Below are 26,442 nucleotides of genomic sequence, written 5' to 3'. Positions count from 1 at the left end.
TGCCAGCCCCTCTGAAGATGGCCAGCAGCCTCAGGCGTCGCGGTCCAGACCGAGCTGATGCCGGATGCCGGTGGCGTTTCCGGCTGAGGCAAAATCATCAAATGCCCGGTCAGACACCGGAATGATATGGTTACGAATAAATGCCGCCCCCTCACGCGCGCCGGTTTCCCCCTCCTTCAGGCAGCACTCCCACTCCAGCACGGCCCAGCCACTGAATTCATACTGCGCCAGCTTGCTGAAGATACCGCCGAAGTCGATCTGACCATCCCCCGGCGAACGAAAGCGTCCGGCGCGTGAGAGCCACGGCTGATAGCCGCCATAAACGCCGCTGCGCCCGTTGCGCTGATACTCGGCATCCTTAACGTGAAAGGCTCTGATGTGCGGATGATAAAGATCGATAAACTGCAGATAGTCGATGTGCTGCAAAAAGAGATGGCTGGGATCATACAGGATATGGCAGCGTGGATGCTGATTCACCGCCTCCAGAAAGCGTTCAAACGTGACACCGTCATGCAGGTCTTCGCCGGGATGCAGCTCATAACAGAGATCAACGCCATGCTGATCAAAGGTCTCCAGCACCGGCAGCCAGCGGCGCGCCAGCTCCGCAAAGGCCTCATTGAACAGCGCCTCATGGTGCGGCGGCCAGGGATAGAACCAGGGCCACGCCAGCGAGCCGGAAAAGGTGGCGTGGGCACGCAGCCCCAGTTTTTCAGATGCCGCCGCCGCACGTTTCAGCGTGGCGACAGCCCATTCGGTACGCCTGACAGGATCGCCCCGCAGCGACGCTGGCGCAAAGTTATCGAACGCGAGGTCATAGGCGGGATTCACCGCCATCAGTTGTCCTTCAAGATGCGTCGAAAGCTCACTGATCTCCAGCCCGAATTCCGCCAGCACATCACGTATCTCATCACAGTAAGTCTGGCTCACCGCCGCCTGTTCGAGGTCAAAAATGGCGGGCTGATGACAGGGGATCTGTAACGCGCGATAGCCCAGCCCGGCGGCCCACTCTGCCAGACCCGCCAGCGTATTAAAAGGCGGCCGGTCGTTGATAAACTGCGACAGAAAGATCCCCGGTCCTTTAATGGTTTTCATCGGCGGCTCCTCTGTTCTTCTAACGCCGGATCGCGGTAGGTGAACGAAAAGAAGAAAACAGTGGCGATCAGCGCGGCGGCAACAGCAGGGATCCACCAGAATGTTGCCCAGCTCTGCGCGCTGGCGTGACCGGCAACCAGATGATTGTAGAGTGCGCCCGAAATCTGCGACCCCAGCAGCATGCCCACGCCGTAGGTAAACATCACCACCATGCTCTGCGCCTGCCCTTTCACCTTTTCTCCGGCGATCCTGTCGGTGTAGATGAATCCCACCACAAAGAAAAAGTCATAGCAGATGCCATGCAGCAGAATACCGAGGTAGATCAGTGTGCGCGTCTCATCACTCATACCCAGCGCAAACAGGGCATAGCGGACAAACCACGCAGCCATACCGATCAGCAGCATGATTTTGACCCCAAAGCGGCGGAACAGTAGCGGGATAATCAGCATAAACACAATTTCTGACATCTGACCCAGCGACATCAGCGTGCTCACCTCAGGAATACCGGCATCCGCCAGCCAGGAAGCTGTAAACGCGTAATATGTGCCGAGGGGAATGGAGATCAGCGTGGCGCAGAGCGCAAAGACCATGAAATGGCGCAGACGCAGCAGCGCAAAGGCATCCGCACAGAAGAGATCGCGGACTTTCAGCGGCAAACCTCTGGCGGGTGCCGGGGTATGGGGCAGCGTCAGACTGTAAATAGCCAGCAGCACCGAACAGAGTGCCGCCAGCTGGAAGACCGCGACACTGTCAGCCACGCCGGTGACGCCGATAAAGATCCCTGCGGCGATCCAGCCAACGGTGCCGAAGACCCTGACGATGGGAAAGCTCTTCTCACTGCTGGCGAGACTGTGAAAAGCGATGTTATTTGAGAGCGCCAGCGTCGGCATATAACAGAGCGTGTAGCCAAATAGCAGTGCGATAAGCAGCGCACCGTTCTCTGCGATCAGCGCCTGCGGCACAAACCAGAGGATCGCCGCGCCCGCCAGATTCATCACTGCCATCACCTTCTGCGAAGGAAAAAAGCGGTCCACCAGCATACCCAGCACAAACGGTGAAAGAATCGAGGCGACAGGCCCTGCTGAGAAAGCATCGCCGATCAGCAGCGACATGTTGTGGCGGGTCATGACCAGCCCCAGCGTCACCGACCAGCTTCCCCAGATAAAGAACTGCATGAACATCATCAGAGAGAGGCGCGGCACCAGCAGCTTATGCTGCACCCGCTGGCCTGCATTCTGCTGAACCGTCGCAATCATAGAAACCTCACGGATAAGTAATCGATTACTTTTACTGTCTGACAATAAAGTAATCGATTACTGCCTAGGTTTCCTGCGCCCCGATCACAAATTATTAACCTTACGCAACTAACTGCTCAACGCGCACTCTTGTCTCAGGTTGGAATGTTAACGACCTGCGCTTTACGATACCGGTAACGCTCATACAATACTGAATAGAGGCCGCCAGTGACCACCAGCGCCGCCCCGATGAGGGTGGTTGAGGTTGGCAGATTACCCAGCAGCAGATACCCCACCGCCACCGACCAGAGGAGCGTGGTGTAATCGAACGGGGCAAGTAGTGAGGCTTCGGCATAGCGCAGACTCAGGGTCATCAGGATCTGGGTGATGCCGCCCAGCAGGCCGCACCCTATCAGCAGCGCCAGCTGATTGCCGTGCGGCACCTTCCAGCCACCGGGCAGCGTGACCAGCGACGTCAGTGCCGTGGTCACCGCGAACCAGAATGCGATAGCGCCCGGCTTCTCTTTACCGTTCAGGAAACGGATCTGAACCAGCGCACAGGCGGTGCAGAATGCGGCCATCAGTGCCAGCAGGATACCCAACGATGATGACAGCGAGAAGCTTGCCTGACGCGTCAGCGTGAGGTGGCCGGAGAACATCACCAGAATGCCGCTGAACCCGGTAAACACGGCGACCCAGCGATGATGACGCACTTTTTCCCGCAGCAGCAGCGCCGCCAGCAGCACGGTAAACAGTGGCGCGGCATAGTTAATAGCGGTGGCGTCGGTCAGGGAGATATAGAGCAGCGACAGGTAGCTGAAGTAAAGGCCGCCGGTTCCGGCCAGGCCGCGCACGAAGTGACCGCGAATATTGCGGGTGCGGATCCCGTCCAGCACGCTGCCCTGAAAACGCAGCCAGATCAACAATGGCACCAGCGCCAGCACCGAACGGAAAAATATCACTTCGCCCACCGGTATTGTGCCATCCAGTCCTTTCACACAGGCCAGCATCAGCGTGGAACTCAGCGCAGCGGTTATCTTCATGGCGATGCCAGCAGAAGCGTTCATCAGGTTTGTTGTCTCTCGATTGGGGAAAATACACAGCGGAATCAGCATCCTTACCTTTCATACTGGCATAATGCTCTGCTGCAATCTGCCGCGATTGCGCAGCGGACGGCATTTTATCTTTTTTTTACATGGCGTCACGGCATGAAGATGCACGCAGCCTGCTGACCCGGCTGGCACACTCTGCCTTCTGCCCGGCTTCCGGGGCGTTGCCGAATGATGGGGAGCCCAATGCCTGCGCTGCGTTTACTGATATCTGAATCTCACGATCCCTGGTTTAATCTGGCGGTCGAAGAGTGCATTTCAGGCAGATGCCCGCCACTCAGCAGGTACTGTTTTTGTGGCGTAACGCGGAGACCGTGGTGATCGGGCGGGCGCAGAATCCATGGAAAGAGTGCAATACCCGACGTATGGCTGAGGATAATATCCGGCTGGCGAGACGCAGCAGCGGCGGTGGCGCCGTGTTTTACGATACAGGCAACTGCTGTTTAACCTTCATGGCCGGCAAACCGGACTACGATAAAAGCGTTTCAACCCACATTATTCTGCAGGCACTTCAGGCGACCGGACTTGTGGCTGAGGCGTCGGGGCGAAACGATCTGGTGGTCAACACTACGGAGGGATGGCGCAAAATCTCCGGTTCAGCCTACCGCGAAACACCCGATCGCGGTTTTCATCACGGCACCATTCTGATTAACGCCGACCTGTCGCGGCTGGCAGATTACCTGAATCCTGACGCGAAAAAATTGCAGGCTAAAGGGATCACTTCCGTACGCGCCCGTGTCACCCATCTCGCCGAACTGATGCCAGATATCCGCTATGAGGCTGTCTGTCAGGCCATCACAGAGGCGTTTTTTGACCACTTTGGTGCCCGCTGTGAACCGGAATTTATCTCACCGGACGCCCTGCCCGACCTGCCAGGTTTTACCGCGCAGTTTGCGCGCCAGCGTAGCTGGGCATGGAATTTCGGCCAGGCACCAGACTTCTCACACCTGCTGGACCAGCGCTTTGTCTGGGGTGGCGTGGAGATCCACTTCGATGTCGAACGCGGGGTGATCAGCCGCTGTCAGATCTTCAGCGACAGCCTGAATCCTGCGCCGCTGGAAGCCCTGGCGCAGCGTCTGCAGGGTGTGACCTACAGGCCGGATGCGCTCGAACCGGTATTACATCAGCTGATACGCGATTTTCCGCTGCAGGCGACGGAGCTGACTGAATTACAGCAGTGGCTGATTAACAGCCTGCGCTAATCCCGCCGGCCAGACAGGCCGCCTCGCGCTGCCCTCTGGCCGCCTTTACCCAGGCCAGAATGCAAAAAACCCGCACAGGGCGGGTTTTTGTCATTATCCGTTTCAGGCTTCACTGCTCAGGGTGTTCCCGTCATCGCTATCGTAAGCCCGATCGGTCATGTCTTACATCGGGACGACGTTTGCCGCTGAAGGCCCTTTAGCGCCGTTTTCAATCGTGAATTCGACCTGCTGACCTTCGTCCAGCGTTTTATAATCGTTGGTCTGAATAGCAGAGAAATGTACAAAGACATCTTTGCTGCCATCCTGAGGAGAGATAAAACCGAAGCCTTTACCCGCATCAAACCATTTTACTAAACCAGTCATTTTATTCGACATCGATACTTCCTTAATTAATGAGCCACGACGTGGCAGAGATGGCCTGTCTTCCAGAAGGTTACTTACCAGGATTTTAGGAGGAGACTCACAAAGAAGGGGTATCTTGAGATATCGCTTGCACTGAGGACTGCTTGACTAAAACGGCGTTGATAAGGTCTGTGTTCCAAACCGATGACGCTATAAGAACACAGACAAACCGCGTTAGCTAACATTATTTTAATTTATTTTTAACATCCAGACGTCCGGAATGCTGTGGCTGATATGCCAGCCCTTTTCATTTTCTGGTGTGAAAAATCGATAAGCCTAACTGAACGGTCGGGCCATGCGTGTGAGCGGGCAGCGTCAGATCATACCGCTGCCCGCCAATGCGATCAGGCCAGTTGCGCCTGCTGACGGGCGGCATGTCGCGCCGTCATCACGAATACCAGCAGACCGCCGACGCCCAGCGCCACGCCCACCCAGGCGGTGGAGAGCCAGCCATAGCCCAGCGACACAGTCAGGCCACCCAGATACGCGCCCATGGCATTGGCGATGTTCAGCGCCGAATGGTTCATCGCGGCCGCCAGGGTCTGCGAGTCGTTGGCGACATCCATCAGGCGGATCTGCAGCGACGGCAACAGCACCGAACAGGTACCAATCAGGAAGGTCGCCAGCAGTCCGGTCGCCACATGCTGAACCAGCACCGGGAAGGCCAGCATGACCAGTACGTTCCAGAGCAGCGTCCAGCCAATGATGTTCAGCACTGACCCATCGGCCAGACGACCGCCGACAAGATTACCGATGATCATCCCCAGCCCGAACGCCACCATTGCCCACGGGATGAGTGCAGGCGACAGCCCCGCAATGTTGATCAGCGTGGGCGCGATATAACTGAAGATGGCGAACATCCCGCCGAATCCGACCGCGCCGACCAGCAGCGTCAGCAGGACCTGAGCATTTTTCAGCGCGCCGAGTTCACGCAGCGGATGCGCTTCTGCATCGCCGGGCGTGTAGGGCACATAGCGGCCAATCAGCAGGCAGGTCAGCAGACCAATCGCGCCGACAAAGGTGAAGACCACATGCCAGCTGAAGAGCTGTCCGATCCACGAGCCCAGCGGCACACCGATCAGCGTTGCCACTGTCAGCCCCAGCATCAGTGACGCCAGCGCGCGGCCCCGTCGTTCAACCGGCACCAGCGATGCCGCCACCAGCGACGCCACGCCAAAGTAAGCACCGTGCGGCAGACCGGTCAGAAAACGCGCCACGAGCAGGCTGTGGTAGCTGTCGGCCATCGCGCTGGCGACGTTGCCGATGCTGAAGAGCGCCATCAGAATCAGCAGCAGGGTTTTTCGCGCCATGCGCGCTGCCATCACAGCAATAACCGGCGCACCCACAACCACACCCAGCGCATACCCGGCGATAGCGTTGCCTGCCTGCGGCTCGGTGATCGCCAGAGAGCGTGACACATCCGGCAGCAGACCCATCATGATGAACTCGCCCGTGCCGATGCCAAAGCCGCCCAGCGCAAGGGCGAGCAATGCCCAGCCGACAAAACCGCTAGCGTCGGTTTTATGATTTTCTCTTAACAAAATGGATTCCCAATGGCCTGAAGGTAAAAGCAGAAGTGAGCCGGAAAGAAAAGTAAAACGCATTCTCATCCGGCAACAGCGTTCAGACTATAAAAACTCAGGCGGCGCTTCGCAATCCATTTATGTGATCTGGCGCACACATTGCTCCGGCTTAGTCCTGTCAGTAAGTTCCGGTATTCACCCGGCGGCCGATGTCTTTCAGCTGCGAATATTTCTCCAGCAGCCGCGGACCATCGTCCAGGCTCATGGCAAACATCCACATATAGGTCATTACCGAATAGATATGTCCCGCATCAATGCCACCACGACGGGACATCGCCGCGATGGTAATCGCAAACATCAGCGCCGCGACGCTGCCGATCGCCAGATAGCCCAGGGCTTCACGGTCGGAAAGGCGGATCCGCAGACTGGCCAGTACGCCATAGTGACGATTCAGTGATGTGGCGCTGGCACTGCTGACAAAGCGCACTTCTTTCTCCAGCCGGTTATTCAGCCGGCCAAACAGACGATCGTTTTTCCGGGTAAAGCCAGGCAGAAAGCAGGCAAAGAACAGCAGAATCGCCAGACAGCCCACGCCGGTCCAGAACTCGATCGCCAGCAGCATCACCGCCGCGCCGGTCATGGAGGCCAGCGAGGTAATCAGTACCGGCAGATGTTGCTCGAAAAAGTCAACAAACTCGCGTGACAGGGCTACCCGCGCAGCAATGGTGGAGGCGCTCTGGTTTTCGCTGCGCTGCGTCACGATCACCGGCACCGCCAGCGCGGCATAGATCCGCGCAAAGGTGCGGGTGTCCACGCTGCGTCGCGCCGCACCGATAGCCCACATGGTGAACACCATGACGGCATAGAGCACCGCGTGCCAGGTTTTGCCGGCGACGATCGCGTTGATGGCGAACCCCGCCAGCAGAGGATAAAGCAGGTACATGACGTTTTCCGCCACCACCAGCAGCAGCGTCAGGATAAGCTTACGGCTGTGAAGACGGCCCAGCGATTTTAATGTCAGAATGGCGCTGCGGGGAGCCGCAACGGGCAGGACAGGTTTCAGGGAGTGCATTTTTTCTGTTTCTGTTATGATTATTTTTGAGCGGTTGCTCAAGTTCGAAAAGCAGTCTATTTGAGCAGTTGCTCAAAGTCAACGTGAGTGTGATGATGAAAGAGTCAGCAGAAGCATTAAGAACAAAAATCCTGGATGCGGCGATCGGATTATTTATTGAAAAAGGGATCGAAAAAGTGACGACCCGTGAGCTGACTGAGACGGTCGGCATCTCGCGCAGCCATATCTACCACTATTTCAGTAACTGGCAGGCGCTCTGTCTGGCGGCGCTGGATCGCTTTATGCGGGTGGATTTTGAGGAATTTGCGGACTCCCTGAAGCCCCTGACGCCGCGCCAGCGGCTGGATGTGCTGTTTGAAAGCCATCTGCCCAGTGCGCCGGATACGACCTGGCAGCTCTATTCCTCGTTCTGGCAGATGGCGGCACACCATGAGCCCTACGCGGTACTGGCCGAAGAGATGACACAGTTGTGGCAGACGCTGATGGAGACGATCATCCGTGACGGCGTCACAGAGGGCAGCCTGCGCTGTACGGATATTCCCCGCACCGCCAGACAAATCAGCGCCATGTTAAATGGCTACGCCGATTTACTGACGATTAACGCCTCCGAAGCAAAAGTGCGCGAGGCGCTGGCGGACCTGAATCATTTTGCTGAACAGTGTCTGTCATAAGCCGGTTTAAACCGGAGAGTGGCGTTCAGGATCTGAGCGAATTTTAATTAAATGTTAATATAAGGTTTATTATTTTAATTAATCTGCGGTTTTTACCGCCGGTGAGTGCGACTTTATCAGCGGAAACGGCATATATTTTTTCTCTCTGAAACGGCCGCTTTTTTATAGCCTTTTCTCCGGAAACAGCTGTTTACACAGATTATTATCTTTGATCTGACGCGGCGCGAATCGGGTAAGCTGGTGTTTTTTCGCCACTTATTGGAAATATGTCTGTAAAGCGTGTGCAATACCTGCGGTTACAAACTCAACAACTGATTGATTCATATAACAAAGAATCCCTTTTTCACCGATAAAATTAAAGATTGAGTCAGACCCTAAAAAACCCTATATTGGCCGCGCTTTAAACACAGACCTTTTTTAACATTCATTTATTCAACTGGGACGCCTTAGCCGTTTCGGTTGTAGGAGAGATATGATGACGGATAAAGTCCGTATTGATAGTTTGAATGCTCAAAACGCAAACGCAACTAATGAAACCTATCTGGCCCGTCAGGCTGAATTTGAATCAAACGTTCGAAGTTATCCGCGCAAACTGCCGTTCGCGATCGCGAAGGCACAGGGTGTCTGGATCACCGACGTCGAGAATAATAGCTATCTCGACTGTCTTGCCGGTGCCGGAACGCTGGCACTGGGTCATAACCATCCAGACGTTCTGCAGAGCATTCAACATGTCATTACCAGCGGCTTGCCGTTACATACTCTGGATTTAACCACACCGTTAAAAGATGAGTTCTCTGAGTACCTGCTCTCCGTCTTACCAGGTCAGGGCAAAGAGTACTGCCTGCAGTTCACCGGCCCATCGGGCGCGGATGCGGTTGAGGCTGCGCTGAAGCTGGCGAAAAAAGTGACCGGCCGTAGCGGTATCATCAGTTTCTCTGGCGGCTACCACGGCATGACACACGGTGCGCTCTCCGTAACCGGCAACCTTTCGCCAAAAGAAGCGGTTGACGGCATGATGCCGGAAGTGCAGTTCATGCCTTACCCGCACGAATACCGCTGCCCGCTGGGCCTCGGTGGCGAAGCGGGCGTGAAGGCGCTGACTTACTACTTCGATAACCTGATCAACGACGTGGAAAGCGGCGTGCGTAAACCTGCGGCGGTGATCCTGGAAGCCGTTCAGGGTGAAGGCGGCGTCAATCCGGCTCCGGCTGAGTGGCTGCAGCGCATCCGTAAAGTCACCAAAGAGCACGGCATTCTGCTGATCCTCGACGAAGTTCAGGCGGGCTTTGCCCGTACCGGTAAATTCTTCGCCTTTGAACACGCAGGCATTGAGCCTGACATCATCGTGATGTCGAAAGCGGTCGGCGGTGGTCTGCCACTGGCGGTTCTGGGTATTAAGAAAGAGTTCGACGCCTGGTCTCCGGGTCATCACACCGGGACCTTCCGTGGCAACCAGCTGGCGATGGCGACCGGCCTGACCACGCTGAAGCTGCTGAAAGACAATAACATCGCGGACAAAGTCGCAGCTCAGGGCGAAATGCTGAAAGGCAAACTGCGTGAACTGCAGCAGCGCTACCCGGTCATCGGTAACGTGCGTGGTCTGGGTCTGATGCTCGGCATTGAGATGGTCAAACCGCATGAACCTGCCGATCACATGGGCAGCTTCCCGGCAGATGGAGATCTCTCTGCGCTGGTGCAGAAAAAATGTTTTGAGAACGGCCTGATTCTGGAGCGTGGCGGACGTCACGGCAGCGTATTACGTCTGCTGCCTTCCCTGCTGATCACAGATGCAGAACTGGACGTCTTTATGGATAAATTTGAAAACGCCCTGCTGTCAGCTGGCGTACAACCAGTTTGAGTGGAGTGAATGCAATGTCCCGGTTAAACCCGATTCTGGCGGCCTCAGCGCAGAGCACCGAGGCCTACCAGCAGGCGATTGCCCAGAGTAGTGCGGCCGTCGTTAAGTGGCTGGAACAACCTGAGATGTATCAGGGAAAAACCGTTGCAGAGCTGCGTGAGCGTATCCAGCTGGACTTCAATCCTCAGGGCCTGGGCAACCAGGCCGCGATTGAGCGCGCCATTGAGTACTTCCTCAAAGACAGCCTGTCGGTCCATCACCCGCAGTGCGTAGCGCATCTGCACTGCCCGAGCCTGGTGATCAGCCAGGCGGCGGAAGTGCTGATCAACGCCACCAACCAGAGCATGGATTCATGGGATCAGGCACCGTCCGCTACCCTGATTGAGATGAAGCTGATTGAGTGGCTGCGTACCCAGGTCGGTTATCAGCCGGGTGATGCCGGTGTCTTCACCAGCGGCGGCACCCAGAGTAACCTGATGGGTCTGATGCTGGCGCGCGACGCCTGGTTTGCCCGTCAGGGTCACTCTGTTCAGCAGGATGGCTTAACCGGCGATCTGAAAAAGATTAAGGTCTTCTGTTCAGAGAACGCGCACTTCTCCGTTCAGAAGAATATGGCGCTGCTCGGTCTGGGTTACCAGTCCGTTACTCAGGTGAAGTGCGATCGCTTTGCCCGCATGGATATGGACGATCTGCGCCACAAACTGGCGGCAGCCAAAGCCAATGGCGAAAACGTTCTGGCAATTGTCGCAACGGCCGGGACCACCGACGCCGGTGCGATCGATCCGCTGCGCGACATCGCGGCGCTGGCGGCAGAAGAGAACATCTGGGTGCACGTCGATGCGGCATGGGGAGGCGCACTGCTGCTCTCTGAGAAGTATCGTCACTATCTGGACGGTATTGAACGGGTGGATTCCATTACGCTGGACTTCCACAAGCAATTCTTCCAGACCATCAGCTGTGGCGCTTTCCTGTTGAAGGAAGCGCGTCACTATGAACTGATGCGCTACCAGGCGGCTTACCTGAACTCAGAGTTCGATGAAGCGCAGGGCGTACCGAATCTGGTATCGAAATCGCTGCAGACGACCCGCCGTTTTGATGCGCTGAAGCTGTGGATGGGCCTTGAAGCGCTGGGTCAGAAGCAGTATGCCGAAATCATCGATCACGGCGTGACGCTGGCGCAACAGGTGGCGCAGTACGTAGACGAGCAGCCTGCGCTGGAACTGGTCATGACCCCGCAGCTGGCCAGCGTGCTGTTCCGTTATCGTCCGGCGCACCTGGCGCATCTGAGCAGCGCAGATATTGCCCTGCTCAATCAGCGTATCGGTGATGCTCTGCTGGAGTCAGGCCGCGCTAACGTCGGCGTGACCGAGTACGATGGCGTAACCTGCCTGAAGATGACCCTGCTGAACCCGACGGTGACACTGGAAGATATCAAAGTGTTACTGGCACTGGTGGAAACCACCGCACAGCAGCTGGTGTAACCCTCCGTTCCCCGCTAAAAAAACCAGCCGCCTGGCTGGTTTTTTTTATCCTTTTTTTAGGGGTCGTCGCTCGGGGTTAACCGGGAGAAATTCACACGACTCTGTCCGGGTTCTGCTTTAACGCCCGGGCGGCTCATCCAGCTGCCGCAGATGATCATCCCGCTTCAGCGTCATCAGCGCCACAATGCTCACCAGCGCCGTCGCCATTACATACCAGGCGGGAATGTCAGGATTACCGGTCTCTTTAATCAGTCCGGTGATAATTAATCCGGCACAGCCAGAGAAAACCGCATTTGAGAGCGAATAGGCCAGCCCCAGCCCGGTGTAACGCACCTGCGTCGGAAACATCTCTGCCAGCATCGCAGGCCCCGGCCCGGCCAGCAGCCCCACTACGCCACCCGCAAAAAAAACCACCAGCGCTTTCAGCAGCAGCCCGGTTTCGGTCGATTGCAGAACGTTAAGCAGCGGCAGCGAGAGCACCAGCAGCAGCACCGCCGCCGTAACCATCACCCTCCGGCGCCCTATTCTGTCGCTCAGCATTCCGGCGGGAAGGATAGTGCTGGCAAAGCCGAGGTTTGAGATCACCGCAATCAGCAGCGCCTGGTTAAAACCGGTGTGCAGTGAGGCCTGCAGATAGGTCGGCATGATCACCAGCCAGGTGTATCCGGCTGCTGACCAGACCATGAGTCGGCAGATACCGAGCAGAATCGTTTTCAGCGTGTCGCCCAGGCTGGCCTGCACTTTCCGCACAGGTTGCGCCTGCTGCCCGATAAAGGCCGGGGTCTCCTCCATCTGCACCCGCAGCCAGAGCGCCAGCACCCCCATCGGCAGCGCCATAAAGAACGGGATACGCCAGCCCCAGCTCAGCATCTGTTCCGGGGTCAGCAGCACGGAGAGCAGCGCGACAATACCCGCTCCGGCCAGAAGCCCCAGCGCCACGGTAAAAGATTGCCAGGCACCATAGAGGCCCCGCCTGCCGCGCGGCGCAAACTCCGTCATCAGGGAGACCGCCCCGCCATACTCGCCCCCGGCGAACAGCCCCTGCAGAATGCGCAGTGCCGTGACGATCAGCGGAGCCAGCACGCCGAGCTGCGCATAGGGAGGCACCAGGCCAATAGCGGCGGTTGCCAGCGTCATCATAATTAAAACAAAGATCAGCGTGGGCTTACGTCCGATGCGGTCCCCCATCCTGCCGAAAACGACGGCGCCGAGCGGCCGGAAGAAAAAGGCGATGGCGAAGGAGGCGTAGGTCAGCAGAAGCCCGGTCAGTGCAGACTCGCCCTCCAGCCGGAAAAAGTTCTGCGCAATCACGGTGGCGAGGAAGCCATAAACCGCGAACTCATACCACTCAATAAAATTACCCACGGAACCGGCAATCAACGCACGTCTGCGCCGGGCAGCACTCAACAGGTTATCAGCGGGTTCATGCATAACGGTTCCTTTTTCAGTGTCATCACCGGTTTATGATTAGCATAATCGCCGGACACCTGCGCGCCCGCCTGCGCGCGGCGTTATCGCGGACACATAAAAATCCGCAATGGCCCCTTTTTCACCGCTGCGCCTTGCACAACGGCGCAACGATCGTCAGGATGTGCGGCATTAAGTGAACCGGATGGACAGATGATGAACGCACACACCTCAAAAGATCCTCTGCATGGCGTAACGCTGGAGATGCAGATCAACCGTTTAGTCGCGCAGTATGGCTGGGCGGAGCTGGCAGCACGGATCAATATTAACTGCTTTAAGAGCGATCCCAGCGTGAAGTCGAGCCTGAAGTTTTTACGCCGCACGCCCTGGGCGCGGGCCGAGGTCGAGGCGCTCTATCTCGCGTCGTTAGAGGGGAAAACCGCACCCCGGACTGCGCCTGCAAAGAAGGCGGATACGCCTGCCGCAGAGGATCCCTGGGGGAACTGGCGCGGCGGCAAGCCGGCGTAACGGGCCGGAAACGCAGACAATAAAAAAGCCCGCACGGTTAACCGTGCGGGCTTTTTTTACGTCAGGTCGCGATTACAGCGCCATGTCGTGCTTCGCTGATGGCGCAGCCGGCTGAGCCTGCGCGGCAGGTGCCTCGGCGGTTTTGCCATCCATGTTAATCACCGGCGGCGTGGTCAGCTGCAGGGTCGCAGCAGTGTCATTCCACACCTGCTGCAGCAACGGCACGTTGTCATTCAGTTTCTGACCGTAGCCAGGAACCATCTTGTGAATTTTGGCCTGCCACTCAGCGGATTTAAACTCTTCCGGGAACAGTTTCTGCATCACGTTTAACGCGATAGGCGCGGCGGTGGAGGCACCTGGAGAAGCACCCAGCAGGGCTGCTACGGTTTTCTGCTGATCGGTCACAATTTCGGTGCCCAGTTTCAGCACGCCACCTTTATCGGCGTCTTTCTTGATGATCTGCACACGCTGACCGGCCTGGATCAGTTTCCAGTCCTCTTTCTTCGCGTCCGGATAGTACTCTTTCAGCGATTCAAAGCGATCTTCATCATTCAGCATCACCTGGCCGATCAGATATTTCACCAGATCGAAGTTATCCATACCGACATTGGTCATCGGACCGATGTTGTGGGTGGTGGTGGTGCTCAGCAGATCGAACAGGGAACCGTTTTTCAGGAACTTCGTCGAGAAGGTCGCAAAGGGTCCGAACAGTACGACACGTTTGCCATCCAGGTAGCGGGTATCCAGGTGCGGCACGGACATCGGTGGTGCACCGGTTGATGCCTGACCGTAGACTTTCGCCAGGTGACGATCGGCAATTGCGCTGTTCTCGGTCACCAGGAAGGAGCCACCGACCGGGAAGCCTGCATAGTTGTCTGCTTCCGGAATGCCGGTCTTCTGCAGTAATTTCAGCGCGCCGCCGCCTGCACCGATGAAGACATATTTCGCGTCAACCGCACGCTCGTTGCCGTTTTTGGCATCTTTGATGGTGACGTGCCAGGAGTTGTCGTCGTTACGCTTAAAATCGGTGACTTCAGACGAGGTTTCCAGACGGAAGTTATCTTTCTTCTTCAGGCTGCCGATCAGCTGACGGGTGATTTCACCGTAGTTGACGTCGGTGCCGACCGGGGTCCAGGTCGCGGCCACTTTCTGCTGCGGATCGCGGCCTTCCATCACCAGCGGAGCCCACTGCGCAATCTGCTTGTGATCGGTAGAGAATTTCATGCCCTGGAACAGCGCGGTTTTCTGCAGCGCAGCGTAGCGTTTGGTCAGGAAGTCAACGTTATCGCCCCAGACGAAGCTCATGTGCGGCGTTGAGTTAATGAAAGAGCGTGGATCGTGCATCACGCCCTCTTTAATCTGGGAGGTCCAGAACTGGCGCGAAACCATAAAGGCTTCATTGATTTCCAGCGCTTTGGTCACGTCGATCGAGCCGTCTTTACGCTCAGGCGTATAGTTCAGCTCCATGTTAGCAGAGTGACCGGTACCGGCGTTATTCCAGCCATTTGAAGATTCCAGCGCCACGCCATCCAGTTTCTCAACCATGATCTGCTTCCAGCCAGGCTGCAGCTCTTCCAGCATCGTGCCCATTGAGGCGCTCATGATGCCACCGCCGATTAACAGGACGTCGGTTTTTTCTGGTGAAGTTTCAGCGTGAAGCGCCGAAGAAACGAGCAAGGCCGCGAGGGAAAGGGTGGGAATAACTTTCTTTGAATTCATCATTTAATCTACAGCTCAGACGGTACTGGTTAAAAAAAGTCCTCAAATTTTAAAAGAATGTTATTTATGAGTTAATTCGAAAATAATTATAAAATTAAAAATAGCAATTTGGCCTTAATTTAATTACAAAAGGCTTACCATACTGATCATATATTTTAACCACACATTAAGGGTGTCCTTTGAATTATACAATCCCCTAACACAAATATTGTTCTCTGACGACCACCCGTCTGCAGACGGCTAAAACTGTACGGATGCGCAGAGTTCGCGTATGTTTCCCGGCGATCCTCTCTCCGTGCTGAGCGCCAATGAAAAGCCAACCACAGAACCAACATGCCGTGAAGAAACGACCCATGAAACTCAGTACCCTGACCACCCTGATGATGACTGCGGTTATCCTCACCGTGCTGGTCGCGGTCCATCTGCTCTACTTTGTGCAGATCGATAACTTTGCGCAGTCGCATCTCAAGGATAAGGCGATGGCAGTTGCGCGCACGCTGGCAGACAGCCCGGAGATTCAGCGCAGCCTGGGATCACCACAAGGCAGCCGCCAGATCCAGCCGCTGGCAGAAGCCGCCCGCAAACGCAACGGCCTGCTGTTTGTGGTGGTGACCGATATGCAGGGCATCCGCTATTCCCATCCCAACGCGGCGGTGATCGGGAAACATTTCGTTGGCAACGATATCTACCCGACGCTGCGTGGCCGGGAGAATGTGGCCGTGAATCATGGCGTTCTGGTGGAGGCACTGCGGGTTTTTACCCCTATTTTCAATGCGCAGCATCAGCAGATTGGCGTCGTAGCGATTGGGATCGCCCTGAACGATGTGGCGGCGCAGATTGCAAAAAGCCGCTGGAATATCGTCTGGACCGGTCTCTTTGGCGGCCTGGTGGCGCTGGTCGGCATTTTTATTCTGGTCAGGCGGCTAAAGCGCATCCTGCTGGGGCTGGAGCCGCACGAGATTTCCAGCCTGTTTGAGCAGCGCCAGGCGATCCTTAATTCCATTAAAGAAGGCGTGATTGCGGTCGATGATCATTCACGGATCAGCCTGATTAACCATGCGGCGCAGCAGCTGCTGCACGATACCACCCGTAAGATGCCCACCAGCGGCGATCTGATTGCTGAAGAGAGTGTGATGCATCGCCATCAGCAGGATGCGCTGCATGCGGGCAAAGCCTGGTATGACCAGGAGCTGACGCTGGGAAACCGTATCCTGATCAGCAACACCGTGCCGGTGCGCAGCCGCGAGCGCATTATCGGCGCGGTGACCACCTTCAGGGACAAGACCGAGATCAGCCAGCTGATGCAGCGTCTGGACGGCATGGTAAACTATGTGGATGCGCTGCGTGAGCGGTCCCATGAGTTCATGAATAAGCTGCATGTGATTCTGGGCCTGCTGCATATGAAAAATTATGCGCAGATGGAAGAGTATATCCTTAAAACCGCGAACGCCTATCAGACCGAAATTGGTTCTCTGCTGCAGAAGATTAAATCGCCAATCATCGCGGGCTTTCTGCTGAGTAAAATCAATCGTGTGACCGATGAAGGTCATCAGCTGATTATTGATGAGGCGAGTTTCCTGCCCGACTGCGGCAGTGAGGAGCAGAGCGCGGTGTTAATTACGGTGCTGGGCAATTTAATCGAAAATGCTCTTGAGGCGCTGGACCCGGAGGCTGAAGGAGAAATTCACCTCATGCTGCACTATCAGAATGGCTGGTTAGCCTGTGAAGTGAGCGATGATGGTCCCGGGATCGAGGGCACGCAGCTCAGCGCCATCTTCGAGCGTGGCGTCTCGTCCAAAGGCGACGATCGCGGCGTCGGGCTGTTTCTGGTTAAGCAGCAGACCGAAAGCCTGGGCGGTAGCGTCAGCGTGGAGTCGGAACCGGGTGTGTTTACCCAATTCTTAGTGCAACTTCCGTGGGAGAGAGGAATGATTACCCAATGATCAATGTGTTAGTTGTCGATGATGATGCGATGGTAGCCGAGCTTAATCGCTGCTATATCGGGCAGATATCCGGCTTTACCTGCTGCGGCACTGCCTCCACTCTGCAGCAGGCCAAAGAGTTCCTGGCGCAGGCTGAGCCACCAGTTGATCTGATCCTGCTGGACATCTATATGCAGCAGGAGAACGGTCTCGATCTGTTGCCGGAGCTGCGCAGCGCCGGACGGCCGGTTGACGTCATCATTATCTCGTCGGCTGCCGATGCGGCGACCATCAAAACCTCACTCAACTACGGGGTGGTGGATTACCTGATTAAGCCTTTCCAGTTTGCCCGTTTCGAAGAGGCGCTCACCGGCTGGCGGCAGAAAAAATCGCTGATGGATAATCATCAGTTCTATCAGCAGTCGGACGTGGATCAGCTTCTGCATGGCAATCTGCCCGGTGCCAGCGAGCAGAAGCGGCTGCCTAAAGGATTAACGCCGCAGACGCTGCGCACGCTGTGCCTCTGGATCGACGCGCATCCGGGGACCGAATTCTCTACCGACGAGCTGGCCACCGAGGTGAATATCTCCCGCGTCTCCTGCCGCAAATATCTGATCTGGCTGGCGCAGATTAATATCCTGTTCACCAGCATTCATTACGGCGTGACGGGCCGTCCGGTCTATCGCTATCGTCTGCAGCCGGAGTATCACACGCTGCTGAAGCAGTATTGTCAGTGAACCAGCCGGTAGTCGGTGTCCAGTAACCGGAACGAAAAGTGACGTTGTGACGAGCAGATCACCTGCCTGTCACGGGTCACGAAAATCGCCTCAATGCCCGGCTTGTCGGTCAGACAGGCGATGCCCTGTTCCACGCCCAGCCCATACAGCAGCGTGGTGTAGATATCGCCATCCAGCGAACGGTCCGAGATCACCGTTACGCTCAGCAGCGCGTTATCCAGCGGATAACCGCTGTGCGGATCGAGAATATGGTGGTAACAGATGCCATCCTGCTCGAAGTAACGCTCGTAAATGCCTGAGGTGACCACCGAGCGGTTGTTGACCTCGATCACCCCGATCAGCGCGTCCTTTTCGCCAAAAGGTTTTTTCAGGCCGATGGCCCAGCCCGCTTCATCGGGTGGCGCACCCACCGTCTGGACATTGCCGCCCAGGTTAATCAGGGCGCGGCTGACCTGCTGCTGACGCAGATAAGCCTGCACGACATCGGCAATATACCCCTTGGCGATGGCACCCAGGTCAATCTCCATACCTGGCCGGGCCAGCATCACGCTGCGGGCGTCGGCATCCAGGATCACCTCATGTGGATTGGTCAGCGCCAGACGCGCCTGCAGCGCCGCGTCGGAGGGCACGCTGTGGCCCTGAAATCCAATCTTCCAGCACTTCACCAGCGGGCCGATAGCCAGGTTAAACAGGCTGCCGGGCAGCAGGCTCACCGCGTGTGCACAGGCGATCAAATCGAACACGGGCTGACTCACCACCACCGGATGCTGCCCCGCCGCATGGTTAATCGCCATCACTTCTGACGCGGCACGGTTGACCGTGAAGAGATTCTCCTGCTGTTTGATCAGGCGAAACACCTGACCGGCCAGGATCGGGTTATCATCGAAGAGTTTAAGCAGGACAGGCGAACCCATTAATACAGTGGAGTAAGCATAGACACGCACATCGTTTAACATAGGCGACTCTGCTCTGAAGAGGAAAAAACGGCACCCGCCAGAGGCGGATGCCGGGGCGGGTGATTAACGGCGGGCATAGGCCGCGGCGTTACCTCCCGCCAGGATACCGAAGATGATGATATCGGCGACAGCGTTACCGCCGATACGGTTCGCGCCGTGGATACCGCCAACCACCTCGCCACAGGCCCAGGCACCGTTAATCACCTGTTTCTGTCTGTCCAGTACGGCAGTGGTGGTGTCGATGGTCACGCCGCCCATGGTGTGATGCACCCCCGGTGCGATACGAATCGCATAGAACGGACCTTCGCTCAGCGGGTGACGCAGCGCGGTCTGGCGACCGAAGTCTTCATCTTTTTGCATTCTGACAAAGTTGTTGTATCGGGCCAGTGTCGCTTCCAGCGTCTGAGACTCGCTCATGTTCAGTTTTACGGCCAGCTCCGCCACGGTCGGGGCGCTGATGACAAAGCCTTTAGCAATATATTCGTCCGCCGCTTTGTTGTTCATCCGCACCTGCTCATCGAACACGATCCAGGCACTCTTCTCTGGCAGGGCGATAATCTGAGCGGAGACTTTGTCGCGGGTCTCCATTTCGTTGTAGAAACGCTTACCGGCCTGACTCACCAGGATGGCCCCGCCACCACGAATGGACTCAGAGACCAGATAAGAGGTGGTCTGCTCCACCGTCGGGTGAATCTGGATTTCGCCCATATCCACGGTTCCGGCACCAATTTTCTCCAGCATCGCGATGCCGCTGCCAGTCGCGCCTTTGTGGTTGGTGGTCACGAAGCCATCGAGTTCCGGGCGGTATTTCACCACCAGCTCGCGGTTGGCGCTGAATCCACCAGTCGCCACAATCACACTTTTCGCGTTCAGGATGCGGCTGTCGTTGTACTCATCCACCACTTTGACACCGGTGACCGCGCCATTCTCATAGAGGATCTCTTCAACGGAGGTCTCCAGCAGCACTTCGATGTTGCGGCTGTTGATATTTTTCACCAGGCCGCTGATCAGGAAGCCGCCGACCGCTGAGCGGTCCGCCGGACGATGAGTGCGGTCGATGCTCATCCCGCCGGTGATGGTGATATCATTCAGCTCGATGCCATGATCCGCCAGCCACTCAATCGCTTCCGGTGCCAGGTCAACAAACTCACGCAGCAGCACCGGATTGTTCTTGAACTGGCCCCCTTTCAGGGTCTCTTCATAGAACAGCTCTTTGCTGTCCTCGATGCCTTTGAGTTTCTGGAAGCGGGTCTCTGCGGCGTTCATCCCCACAGAGGCTTTGATGGTGTTGCCGCCGATGGTCGGCATCTTCTCAATGATCACCACGCGTGCGCCCTCATCGTGCGCCTGAATCGCCGCTGCCAGACCGGCACCGCCGCTGCCCACCACCACCACATCGTAGTTCTGGGGTGCGTTGGGATTGCCGCCCTCTTCAATAACATGTTCCTTGCTGGAGGTGGTCATGGCGCGTGAAACCGCTTTTTTCAGCGCCTCACTCTGCGTGGTGGCACCGGTGATCGCATCAACGTGTGGACTGTTGGCGACAAGGATACGGTTACGGAGGCTTTCAAAAGTGGAAGTAAAGTCCACATCCAGGGTGTCATCCGGAACCAGGGTGATGTCGGTGATACGGTCGGTGTCCAGCGTGACGTTGATTTTCAGCTTCAGCGCTTCGGCTTCCACTTTTTCCTGATAGACGCCCGCTTTATACTTGCGGCCAGACTCGCTCATGTCGCGGATCATCGCATCCACCAGTGAGAAGCGCCACAGCGGTTCCGGGATCTGCAGCGCTTCGCGTTTGTTGCTGTCGATATAGAGTTCGAGATGCTCGTTATTAAGAATGCGGTCGGCCCAGTTCGGATAGGCAATACAGGCTTTACCAACCGCCACCAGATCGTAGCCTTTCTCCAGCGCCAGCTCCGCATCCGCTTTGTTCACCACGCCACCCACACCAATCACCGGCACTTTTGCCAGTTGCGGCGAACGCATCGCAATATACTTCTCGATCAGCGGCGTAGGGTCCTGAGTATCAACAATCGACGGACGCAGCAGCTGACCCACGGAGAAGTGGACGTAATCGAGGCCGCGCGCGGCCAGTTTCTCCAGCAGATAGAGGGTGTCATCAAACCGGATGCCGGGCACTTCGATCTCTTCGGGTGAGAAGCGATAGCCGATGATGAAGGAGTTATGCGCGAAGCGTGCCGCCATCTTGTGAGTGATTTCCAGCACTTCAAGCGGGAAGCGAGCACGGTTGTCGCGGCTGCCGCCCCATTTGTCGTCGCGCTGGTTGGAGTTCGGTGAATAGAACTGCTGAATCAGGTAAGTGTTGGCACCGTGGATTTCCACACCGTCGAACCCCGCCTTGATGGCACGGTTCACGGCATCACCAAATTTGGTGATCATGGTTTCCACTTCGTCGGCGCTCAGCGCCAGCGGTTTGGTCGCCCCTTCACGCGGTGCGGCAATCGCACTGGGCGCAACCGGGGTTTTACCGCCAATCAGTTCCGGCTCGACCATGCGGCCACCGTGATAGATCTGCAGGATCGCCGTAGAGCCTTCAGATTTTATCGCGTCCGCAATGCGTTTCAGGCCGGGGATCTTGTTATCGCTGTCGATCGCAATGGCCCCCGGAAATGCCGGGCCACGGTTATCGATAAAACAGCACTCGACGATCACAGTACCGATGCTGCCTGCACGCGCACGATAGTATTCGACCAGCTCGCTGGTGACCGTACCGTCATAAAAACCGGTACAGGTTGTCATGGGTGCCATCACCAACCGGTTTTTCAGCACAGCGCCGCCAGGAAGCGTCAGGGGATTAAGGAGGGGAGTGAGAGTATTCATTGCGATAAACTCCAAGATTTAAAAGTCTGGAAATTTTTATAGCGGACGCTAATTATCGCCTAATTAAGTGGTCCGATGTCATGCACTTAATATACTCCTTTCTTTGCTTTCATAAGCGATAAATTTACTTATTTAACTTTTAAACAATTGGGTGTATTTAATTTGATGATTTGCCAGCGTAAAGATCCATTGATTGTTAACCAATGGAAACTAAAAATCAACACATCGTTCACATAAAAAATAAAACAAAACCTATCAGATAGTTACATGAAACCCGGAGATGCAGGACTTCAGGATATTTGTAGATCTTCGTCACAAAAAGGCGGAAAGAGGGTGCATCAGAATATAGATTAAAAATAAATGTTAAAATCTGACGATAATAAATTAATTTCTTTGATTTAGATCAAAATTCATATTTCAGAAAATCGCATCATATTTACATGGCGCTAAAATAAGTGCTCAATACTCAGTCAGCAGATTAACCTAAATCCGTGCATCGCGGTTTATTCATACTATTAAGAATAAAAAAGAAAGTTATTCGTGAAGGTCCGGGGCGCACATCGTATTCTTCTTAACTTGCAGATAAAACACTATGAAAACACTCTCAACTGTAACCGAACCGCCCAAAGCCTCACCTGCGGCGGTGGCCAGAAAGAAAGCCCTGATGCTTGCCTTACCGGTGATTGTGGCCGTACTGCTGTTACTGGTGCCCACGCCCGCCGGACTCGAACCCTACGCCTGGCACTTCTTCGCCATCTTCGTCGGGGTCATCGTCGGTTTAATCTTTGAACCGCTGCCGGGAGCGGTGATTGGCCTGACCGGGGTTGTCGTTATCGCCCTCTTCAGTCAGTTCCTGCTTTTCAGCCCGGCAGAGCTGGCTAATCCGAAATTCAAAGCCGCCGGCGAGGCTTTTAAATGGGCGGTAAGCGGTTTTGGCAACTCCACCGTCTGGCTGATCTTTGGTGCCTTTATGTTCGCCGCGGGTTATGACAAAACGCAGTTTGGTCGTCGCCTGGCCCTGATTCTGGTGAAGTATCTGGGGCGTCGCAGCCTGACGCTGGGCTATGCCATTACCTTCGCTGACCTGCTCCTGGCGCCGTTTACCCCATCAAACACCGCGCGCAGTGGCGGCACTATCTACCCGATCATCGCCAACCTGCCGCCGCTGTATGGCTCTAAACCCAACGACCCGAGCGCCCGAAAAATCGGCTCTTATCTGATGTGGGTCGCCATTACCGCCGCCTGTATCACCAGCTCCATGTTCCTCTCTGCGCTGGCCCCTAACCTGCTGGCACTGGCGCTGGTGAAAAGCATCATCGGGTTTGATATCTCATGGGGCATGTGGTTCCTGGCTTTCCTGCCGCTGGGCCTGCTGCTGATTCTGACCATGCCGCTGCTGGCTTACTGGTTCTATCCGCCTGAAGTCAAAATCAACGACGAAGTGCCAAAATGGGCTATCGCCGAACTGGAAAAACTGGGCCGTCTGACCCGCAATGAGATCCTGCTGCTGGTGTTTGTGGTCTGTGCGCTGCTGATGTGGATTTTCGCCACCGCCTGGATTGAACCTGCGCTGGCAGCCCTGCTGGTTGTGGTGCTGATGCTGTGGACCGGCGTGCTGAACTGGAACGACATCACCAGTAACAAACCGGCCTGGAACACCTTCGCCTGGTTCGCGACCCTGGTGGCCCTGGCCGACGGCTTAGCCCGCGTCGGATTTATTACCTGGTTAGGTAAAGAGGGGGGAATGCTGCTGCAGGGTTACGATCCGCAGGTTTCAGCCGTCGTCCTGCTGATTGCCTTCTTCCTGCTGCACTACCTGTTCGCCAGCACCACCGCGCATACCACCGCGCTGTTACCGGCCATGCTGACCATCGCCGCCTCTATCCCGGGGATTAACATGCCGGTCTTCTGCCTGATGTTATGTACCTCTCTGGGTGTGATGGGCATCATCACCCCTTACGGCACGGGCCCAAGTCCGATTTACTACGGCAGCGGCTATCTGCCAACCAAAGACTACTGGCGTCTGGGTACTATCTTCGGCGCTATCTTCCTGGTATCCATGATGCTGATTGCCTATCCGTGGATGGTGTGGATGTTCTGACGGATACCAAATGCAGATCAACGCGTTATAAGATACCATTCCTGCACTTCCCCGCTGTAGCCACGGCGGGGAAGCATAATAAACAATACATTCGCCTATGATGTTGCACCCCGCAGCCTGCCCGCGGAGGTTCAGCCAGTCAGTAAGTGAGAAAAAATGTCGAACAAACCTTTTGTCTATCAGAACCCCTTTCCGCTGTCCCACGACGATACCGAATACTATCTGCTGAGTCGCGAGCATGTCTCTGTCGCGGAGTTTGAGGGGCAGGAGATCCTGAAAGTTGCGCCTCAGGCACTGACCTTGCTCGCTCAGCAGGCGTTTCATGACGCCTCCTTTATGCTGCGTCCGGCCCACCAGCAGCAGGTAGCCTCTATCCTCAACGACCCGGAAGCCAGCGACAATGACAAATATGTCGCCCTGCAGTTTCTGAGAAACTCCGAAATTGCCGCCAGAGGCGTGCTGCCGACCTGTCAGGATACCGGCACCGCGATCATTATGGGCAAAAAGGGTCAGCGCGTCTGGACCGGTGGCGGAGATGAAGCCGCGCTGTCACAGGGTATCTACAATACCTATATCGAAGAGAACCTGCGTTACTCGCAGAACGCGGCGCTGGATATGTACAAAGAGGTGAATACCGGCACCAACCTGCCCGCGCAGATTGACCTCTACAGCGTCGATGGCGATGAGTACAAGTTCCTCTGTATTGCCAAGGGTGGCGGCTCTGCCAACAAAACCTACCTCTACCAGGAAACCAAAGCGCTGCTCAGCCCGGGCAAGCTGAAAAATTATCTGGTGGATAAGATGCGGACGCTCGGCACTGCCGCCTGCCCGCCTTACCATATCGCCTTTGTCATCGGCGGCACCTCGGCAGAGAGCACCCTGAAAACGGTTAAACTCGCCTCGACGCACTATTACGACGGACTGCCCACCGAAGGCAACGAGCATGGTCAGGCGTTCCGCGACGTCCAGCTGGAGCGGGAACTGCTGGAAGCGGCGCAGCAGCTCGGCCTGGGCGCGCAGTTTGGCGGTAAATATTTCGCACACGACATCCGCGTTGTCCGTCTGCCGCGTCATGGCGCATCCTGTCCGGTGGGTATGGGCGTCTCCTGCTCGGCTGACCGTAATATCAAAGCGAAGATTAACCGTGAAGGCATCTGGATTGAGAAACTCGAATCCAATCCAGGCCGCCTGATCCCGGAAGCACTGCGTCAGCAGGGTGAAGGCGAGGTATTGCAGGTCAATCTTAATCGTCCGATGGAGGAGATCCTGGCGCAGCTCTCTGCCTATCCGGTTTCTACCCGTCTCTCCCTGACCGGCACCATCATCGTGGCGCGTGATATTGCTCATGCCAAACTCAAAGAGCGCATCGATAACGGTGAAGGTTTACCGCAGTACATCAAAGATCACCCGGTTTATTACGCCGGTCCGGCTAAGACGCCAGAAGGCTACGCCTCGGGTTCACTCGGCCCGACCACCGCAGGACGTATGGACTCCTACGTGGATCTGCTGCAGGCTCACGGCGGCAGCAAGATCATGCTCGCGAAAGGCAACCGCAGCCAGCAGGTGACGGATGCCTGCCAGAAACATGGCGGTTTCTACCTGGGCAGCATCGGCGGTCCGGCCGCCGTTCTGGCACAGCAGAGCATCAAGAGCCTGGAGTGTGTGGAGTATCCTGAGCTGGGCATGGAAGCGATCTGGAAAATCGAGGTGGAGAACTTCCCTGCCTTTATCCTGGTCGATGACAAAGGCAATGACTTCTTCCAGCACATCGAGCGCGCGCACTGCGCCAGATGCGTCAAGTAACGCTGACGGCCAGACAGAAAAAAAGCCCCGGTTTCGGGGCTTTTTTATGGAAAGACTCTGGCCGGTGAGCGGCAGCCAGACTGGCGCCGTTCTGACTCCTCTTTTAGCCGCGCTGTAACCGCTGCAACGCCGCGTCGATCTGCTCATCACCTTTTGTCAGTTCGATGATCTGATACTTAATCGCCGGATTTTCAATTATCCCGACCAGCGTTGCCGCCACATCTTCGCGCGGGATCTCACCATAGGGAATCGCCAGATCGGCATGAACCCGCCCCGTACCGGCGTCGTCAGTCAGCGTTCCTGGCCGCAGGATCACCCACTCCAGCCTGCTCGCCACCAGCTCCGCATCGGCCAGGCGTTTCACCCGCATATAGTTCTCGAAACCCTCTGACGGCGTTTTACCGCGGCCCGCATCGGGAAAGGCGGAAACCAGTACAAAACGCGAGACGCCCGCCTGCGTGGCAGCGGCTACAGCCCGCTTCAGCCCTTCACCATCGATGGCGTTAGTCAGCGCGATCCCCGCTCCGCCCGCGCCCGCCGTAAAGACAGCGACATCGTGCCCGGTCATCAGCGTAGCCAGCGCGGCGACATCCAGCTGCTGAATATCCCCTTCCACCGGCTTCGCGCCTGCCGCCTGCAGCGATTCAGCCTGTTCCGGTTTGCGATGCAGCGCCGTGACCGCATGGTGGCGGCTGCTCAGCTGGCGGGTAAGCTGTCGGCCGACCTTGCCCGCCGCGCCAATGATGAAACATGTTGCCATAGGTTCCTCCCTTTTCTTAT

General features: G+C 56.3%; 19 protein-coding genes and 1 pseudogene. 9 read left to right on the top strand and 11 right to left on the bottom strand.

Annotated features, from left to right (window positions below):
- Positions 1 to 30 precede the first annotated feature (30 nt).
- The 3 genes from ACR6AS_RS16200 to ACR6AS_RS16190 all read right to left on the bottom strand — a co-directional run bounded on the left by ACR6AS_RS16200 (position 31) and on the right by ACR6AS_RS16190 (position 3,394).
- Complete coding sequence (locus tag ACR6AS_RS16200) at positions 31 to 1,092, bottom strand: sugar phosphate isomerase/epimerase family protein (RefSeq protein ID WP_434163015.1); 1,062 nt, start codon at positions 1,090 to 1,092, stop codon at positions 31 to 33.
- Positions 1,089 to 2,348: an MFS transporter gene (locus ACR6AS_RS16195; RefSeq protein ID WP_111138445.1), complete on the bottom strand. Its 1,260-nt coding sequence runs from the start codon at positions 2,346 to 2,348 to the stop codon at positions 1,089 to 1,091. The genes ACR6AS_RS16200 and ACR6AS_RS16195 overlap by 4 nt, the downstream gene beginning before the upstream one ends.
- A 134-nt stretch (positions 2,349 to 2,482) precedes the next feature.
- The gene (locus ACR6AS_RS16190; protein WP_111138465.1) at positions 2,483 to 3,394 is read right to left on the bottom strand and encodes a DMT family transporter; all 912 of its coding nucleotides are present in this window, start codon (positions 3,392 to 3,394) and stop codon (positions 2,483 to 2,485) included.
- A gap of 228 nt (positions 3,395 to 3,622) precedes the next feature.
- On the opposite strand from ACR6AS_RS16190, the pseudogene lplA reads away from it, so the two are divergent.
- Positions 3,623 to 4,638, top strand: a pseudogene (lplA, locus tag ACR6AS_RS16185) (lipoate--protein ligase).
- A 162-nt stretch (positions 4,639 to 4,800) separates the two neighbouring features.
- Here lplA and cspE read toward each other — a convergent pair.
- The 3 genes from cspE to ACR6AS_RS16170 form a co-directional block, all read right to left on the bottom strand.
- Entirely contained in the window at positions 4,801 to 5,013 is a 213-nt protein-coding gene (cspE, locus tag ACR6AS_RS16180) for a transcription antiterminator/RNA stability regulator CspE (RefSeq protein WP_111138446.1), read from the bottom strand.
- A gap of 371 nt (positions 5,014 to 5,384) precedes the next feature.
- Positions 5,385 to 6,581: an MFS transporter gene (locus tag ACR6AS_RS16175; RefSeq protein WP_293772411.1), complete on the bottom strand. Its 1,197-nt coding sequence runs from the start codon at positions 6,579 to 6,581 to the stop codon at positions 5,385 to 5,387.
- A 160-nt stretch (positions 6,582 to 6,741) separates the two neighbouring features.
- Positions 6,742 to 7,635, bottom strand: a complete 894-nt coding sequence (locus tag ACR6AS_RS16170) for an ABC transporter six-transmembrane domain-containing protein (protein ID WP_434163009.1) — start codon at positions 7,633 to 7,635, stop codon at positions 6,742 to 6,744.
- 95 nt (positions 7,636 to 7,730) lie between these two features.
- On the opposite strand from ACR6AS_RS16170, the gene ACR6AS_RS16165 reads away from it, so the two are divergent.
- From ACR6AS_RS16165 to ACR6AS_RS16155, 3 genes are all read left to right on the top strand, one after another.
- Complete coding sequence (locus ACR6AS_RS16165) at positions 7,731 to 8,306, top strand: TetR/AcrR family transcriptional regulator (RefSeq protein WP_434163188.1); 576 nt, start codon at positions 7,731 to 7,733, stop codon at positions 8,304 to 8,306.
- Positions 8,307 to 8,781: 475 nt separating this feature from the next.
- Entirely contained in the window at positions 8,782 to 10,164 is a 1,383-nt protein-coding gene (locus ACR6AS_RS16160) for a diaminobutyrate--2-oxoglutarate transaminase (protein WP_111138467.1), read from the top strand.
- A 14-nt stretch (positions 10,165 to 10,178) separates the two neighbouring features.
- Positions 10,179 to 11,645: a pyridoxal phosphate-dependent decarboxylase family protein gene (locus tag ACR6AS_RS16155; RefSeq protein ID WP_434163006.1), complete on the top strand. Its 1,467-nt coding sequence runs from the start codon at positions 10,179 to 10,181 to the stop codon at positions 11,643 to 11,645.
- A 117-nt stretch (positions 11,646 to 11,762) separates the two neighbouring features.
- Here the strand turns inward: ACR6AS_RS16155 and ACR6AS_RS16150 are convergent, their stop codons facing one another.
- Positions 11,763 to 13,076 (bottom strand): MFS transporter, encoded by a 1,314-nt coding sequence (locus tag ACR6AS_RS16150; RefSeq protein WP_111138450.1) that lies wholly within the window; start codon positions 13,074 to 13,076, stop codon positions 11,763 to 11,765.
- Between the two features lie 192 nt (positions 13,077 to 13,268).
- Between ACR6AS_RS16150 and ACR6AS_RS16145 the strand changes: the two genes are divergently transcribed.
- On the top strand, positions 13,269 to 13,580 hold the full coding sequence (locus ACR6AS_RS16145; protein WP_111138468.1) for a VF530 family protein: 312 nt from the start codon (positions 13,269 to 13,271) through the stop codon (positions 13,578 to 13,580).
- Between the two features lie 72 nt (positions 13,581 to 13,652).
- On the opposite strand, the gene mqo is transcribed toward ACR6AS_RS16145, so the two are convergent.
- A complete protein-coding gene (mqo, locus tag ACR6AS_RS16140; protein WP_111138451.1) occupies positions 13,653 to 15,302 on the bottom strand; it encodes a malate dehydrogenase (quinone) in 1,650 nt (549 codons plus the stop codon).
- A gap of 305 nt (positions 15,303 to 15,607) precedes the next feature.
- Here mqo and ACR6AS_RS16135 point away from each other — a divergent pair, with 305 nt between their 5' ends.
- Positions 15,608 to 17,242, top strand: coding sequence for a sensor histidine kinase (locus tag ACR6AS_RS16135; protein ID WP_434163003.1), 1,635 nt, complete (start codon positions 15,608 to 15,610; stop codon positions 17,240 to 17,242).
- Positions 17,239 to 17,958, top strand: coding sequence for a two-component system response regulator DcuR (gene dcuR, locus ACR6AS_RS16130; protein ID WP_111138453.1), 720 nt, complete (start codon positions 17,239 to 17,241; stop codon positions 17,956 to 17,958). The genes ACR6AS_RS16135 and dcuR overlap by 4 nt, the downstream gene beginning before the upstream one ends.
- On the opposite strand, the gene ACR6AS_RS16125 is transcribed toward dcuR, so the two are convergent.
- Together ACR6AS_RS16125 and ACR6AS_RS16120 are read right to left on the bottom strand one after the other, a co-directional pair.
- Positions 17,952 to 18,914, bottom strand: a complete 963-nt coding sequence (locus tag ACR6AS_RS16125; protein WP_434163000.1) for an FAD:protein FMN transferase — start codon at positions 18,912 to 18,914, stop codon at positions 17,952 to 17,954. The two genes, dcuR and ACR6AS_RS16125, sit on opposite strands and share 7 nt — an antisense overlap.
- 63 nt (positions 18,915 to 18,977) lie before the next feature.
- Positions 18,978 to 21,758 carry a flavocytochrome c gene (locus ACR6AS_RS16120; RefSeq protein WP_434162997.1) on the bottom strand — a complete coding sequence of 927 codons (2,781 nt, stop codon included), beginning with the start codon at positions 21,756 to 21,758 and terminating at the stop codon, positions 18,978 to 18,980.
- A 592-nt stretch (positions 21,759 to 22,350) separates the two neighbouring features.
- Between ACR6AS_RS16120 and ACR6AS_RS16115 the strand changes: the two genes are divergently transcribed.
- Both ACR6AS_RS16115 and fumA read left to right on the top strand, forming a co-directional pair.
- On the top strand, positions 22,351 to 23,859 hold the full coding sequence (locus tag ACR6AS_RS16115) for a DASS family sodium-coupled anion symporter (protein WP_434162994.1): 1,509 nt from the start codon (positions 22,351 to 22,353) through the stop codon (positions 23,857 to 23,859).
- A 156-nt stretch (positions 23,860 to 24,015) separates the two neighbouring features.
- Positions 24,016 to 25,662, top strand: coding sequence for a class I fumarate hydratase FumA (gene fumA, locus ACR6AS_RS16110; protein ID WP_434162992.1), 1,647 nt, complete (start codon positions 24,016 to 24,018; stop codon positions 25,660 to 25,662).
- Between the two features lie 103 nt (positions 25,663 to 25,765).
- On the opposite strand, the gene ACR6AS_RS16105 is transcribed toward fumA, so the two are convergent.
- Positions 25,766 to 26,422, bottom strand: a complete 657-nt coding sequence (locus ACR6AS_RS16105) for an SDR family oxidoreductase (protein WP_111138457.1) — start codon at positions 26,420 to 26,422, stop codon at positions 25,766 to 25,768.
- Positions 26,423 to 26,442 lie beyond the last annotated feature (20 nt).

It is taken from the genome of Pantoea phosphatilytica (assembly GCF_051025615.1).
Taxonomy (GTDB): Bacteria; Pseudomonadota; Gammaproteobacteria; order Enterobacterales; family Enterobacteriaceae; genus Pantoea.
This window is presented reverse-complemented; position numbering and strand designations above follow the sequence as displayed.

Bases quoted from the DNA above. Each gene is read 5' to 3' on its own strand.
- fumA (WP_434162992.1), top strand. From the start codon at position 24,016: ATGTCGAACAAACCTTTTGTCTATCAGAACCCCTTTCCGCTGTCCCAC.
- dcuR (WP_111138453.1), top strand. From the start codon at position 17,239: ATGATCAATGTGTTAGTTGTCGATGATGATGCGATGGTAGCCGAGCTT.
- ACR6AS_RS16145 (WP_111138468.1), top strand. From the start codon at position 13,269: ATGAACGCACACACCTCAAAAGATCCTCTGCATGGCGTAACGCTGGAG.
- ACR6AS_RS16115 (WP_434162994.1), top strand. From the start codon at position 22,351: ATGAAAACACTCTCAACTGTAACCGAACCGCCCAAAGCCTCACCTGCG.
- ACR6AS_RS16170 (WP_434163009.1), bottom strand. From the start codon at position 7,635: ATGCACTCCCTGAAACCTGTCCTGCCCGTTGCGGCTCCCCGCAGCGCC.
- ACR6AS_RS16195 (WP_111138445.1), bottom strand. From the start codon at position 2,348: ATGATTGCGACGGTTCAGCAGAATGCAGGCCAGCGGGTGCAGCATAAG.
- ACR6AS_RS16105 (WP_111138457.1), bottom strand. From the start codon at position 26,422: ATGGCAACATGTTTCATCATTGGCGCGGCGGGCAAGGTCGGCCGACAG.
- ACR6AS_RS16200 (WP_434163015.1), bottom strand. From the start codon at position 1,092: ATGAAAACCATTAAAGGACCGGGGATCTTTCTGTCGCAGTTTATCAAC.
- ACR6AS_RS16155 (WP_434163006.1), top strand. From the start codon at position 10,179: ATGTCCCGGTTAAACCCGATTCTGGCGGCCTCAGCGCAGAGCACCGAG.
- cspE (WP_111138446.1), bottom strand. From the start codon at position 5,013: ATGTCGAATAAAATGACTGGTTTAGTAAAATGGTTTGATGCGGGTAAA.
- ACR6AS_RS16150 (WP_111138450.1), bottom strand. From the start codon at position 13,076: ATGCATGAACCCGCTGATAACCTGTTGAGTGCTGCCCGGCGCAGACGT.
- ACR6AS_RS16165 (WP_434163188.1), top strand. From the start codon at position 7,731: ATGAAAGAGTCAGCAGAAGCATTAAGAACAAAAATCCTGGATGCGGCG.
- ACR6AS_RS16125 (WP_434163000.1), bottom strand. From the start codon at position 18,914: ATGTTAAACGATGTGCGTGTCTATGCTTACTCCACTGTATTAATGGGT.
- ACR6AS_RS16120 (WP_434162997.1), bottom strand. From the start codon at position 21,758: ATGAATACTCTCACTCCCCTCCTTAATCCCCTGACGCTTCCTGGCGGC.
- ACR6AS_RS16190 (WP_111138465.1), bottom strand. From the start codon at position 3,394: ATGAACGCTTCTGCTGGCATCGCCATGAAGATAACCGCTGCGCTGAGT.
- ACR6AS_RS16160 (WP_111138467.1), top strand. From the start codon at position 8,782: ATGACGGATAAAGTCCGTATTGATAGTTTGAATGCTCAAAACGCAAAC.
- ACR6AS_RS16135 (WP_434163003.1), top strand. From the start codon at position 15,608: ATGAAAAGCCAACCACAGAACCAACATGCCGTGAAGAAACGACCCATG.
- mqo (WP_111138451.1), bottom strand. From the start codon at position 15,302: ATGATGAATTCAAAGAAAGTTATTCCCACCCTTTCCCTCGCGGCCTTG.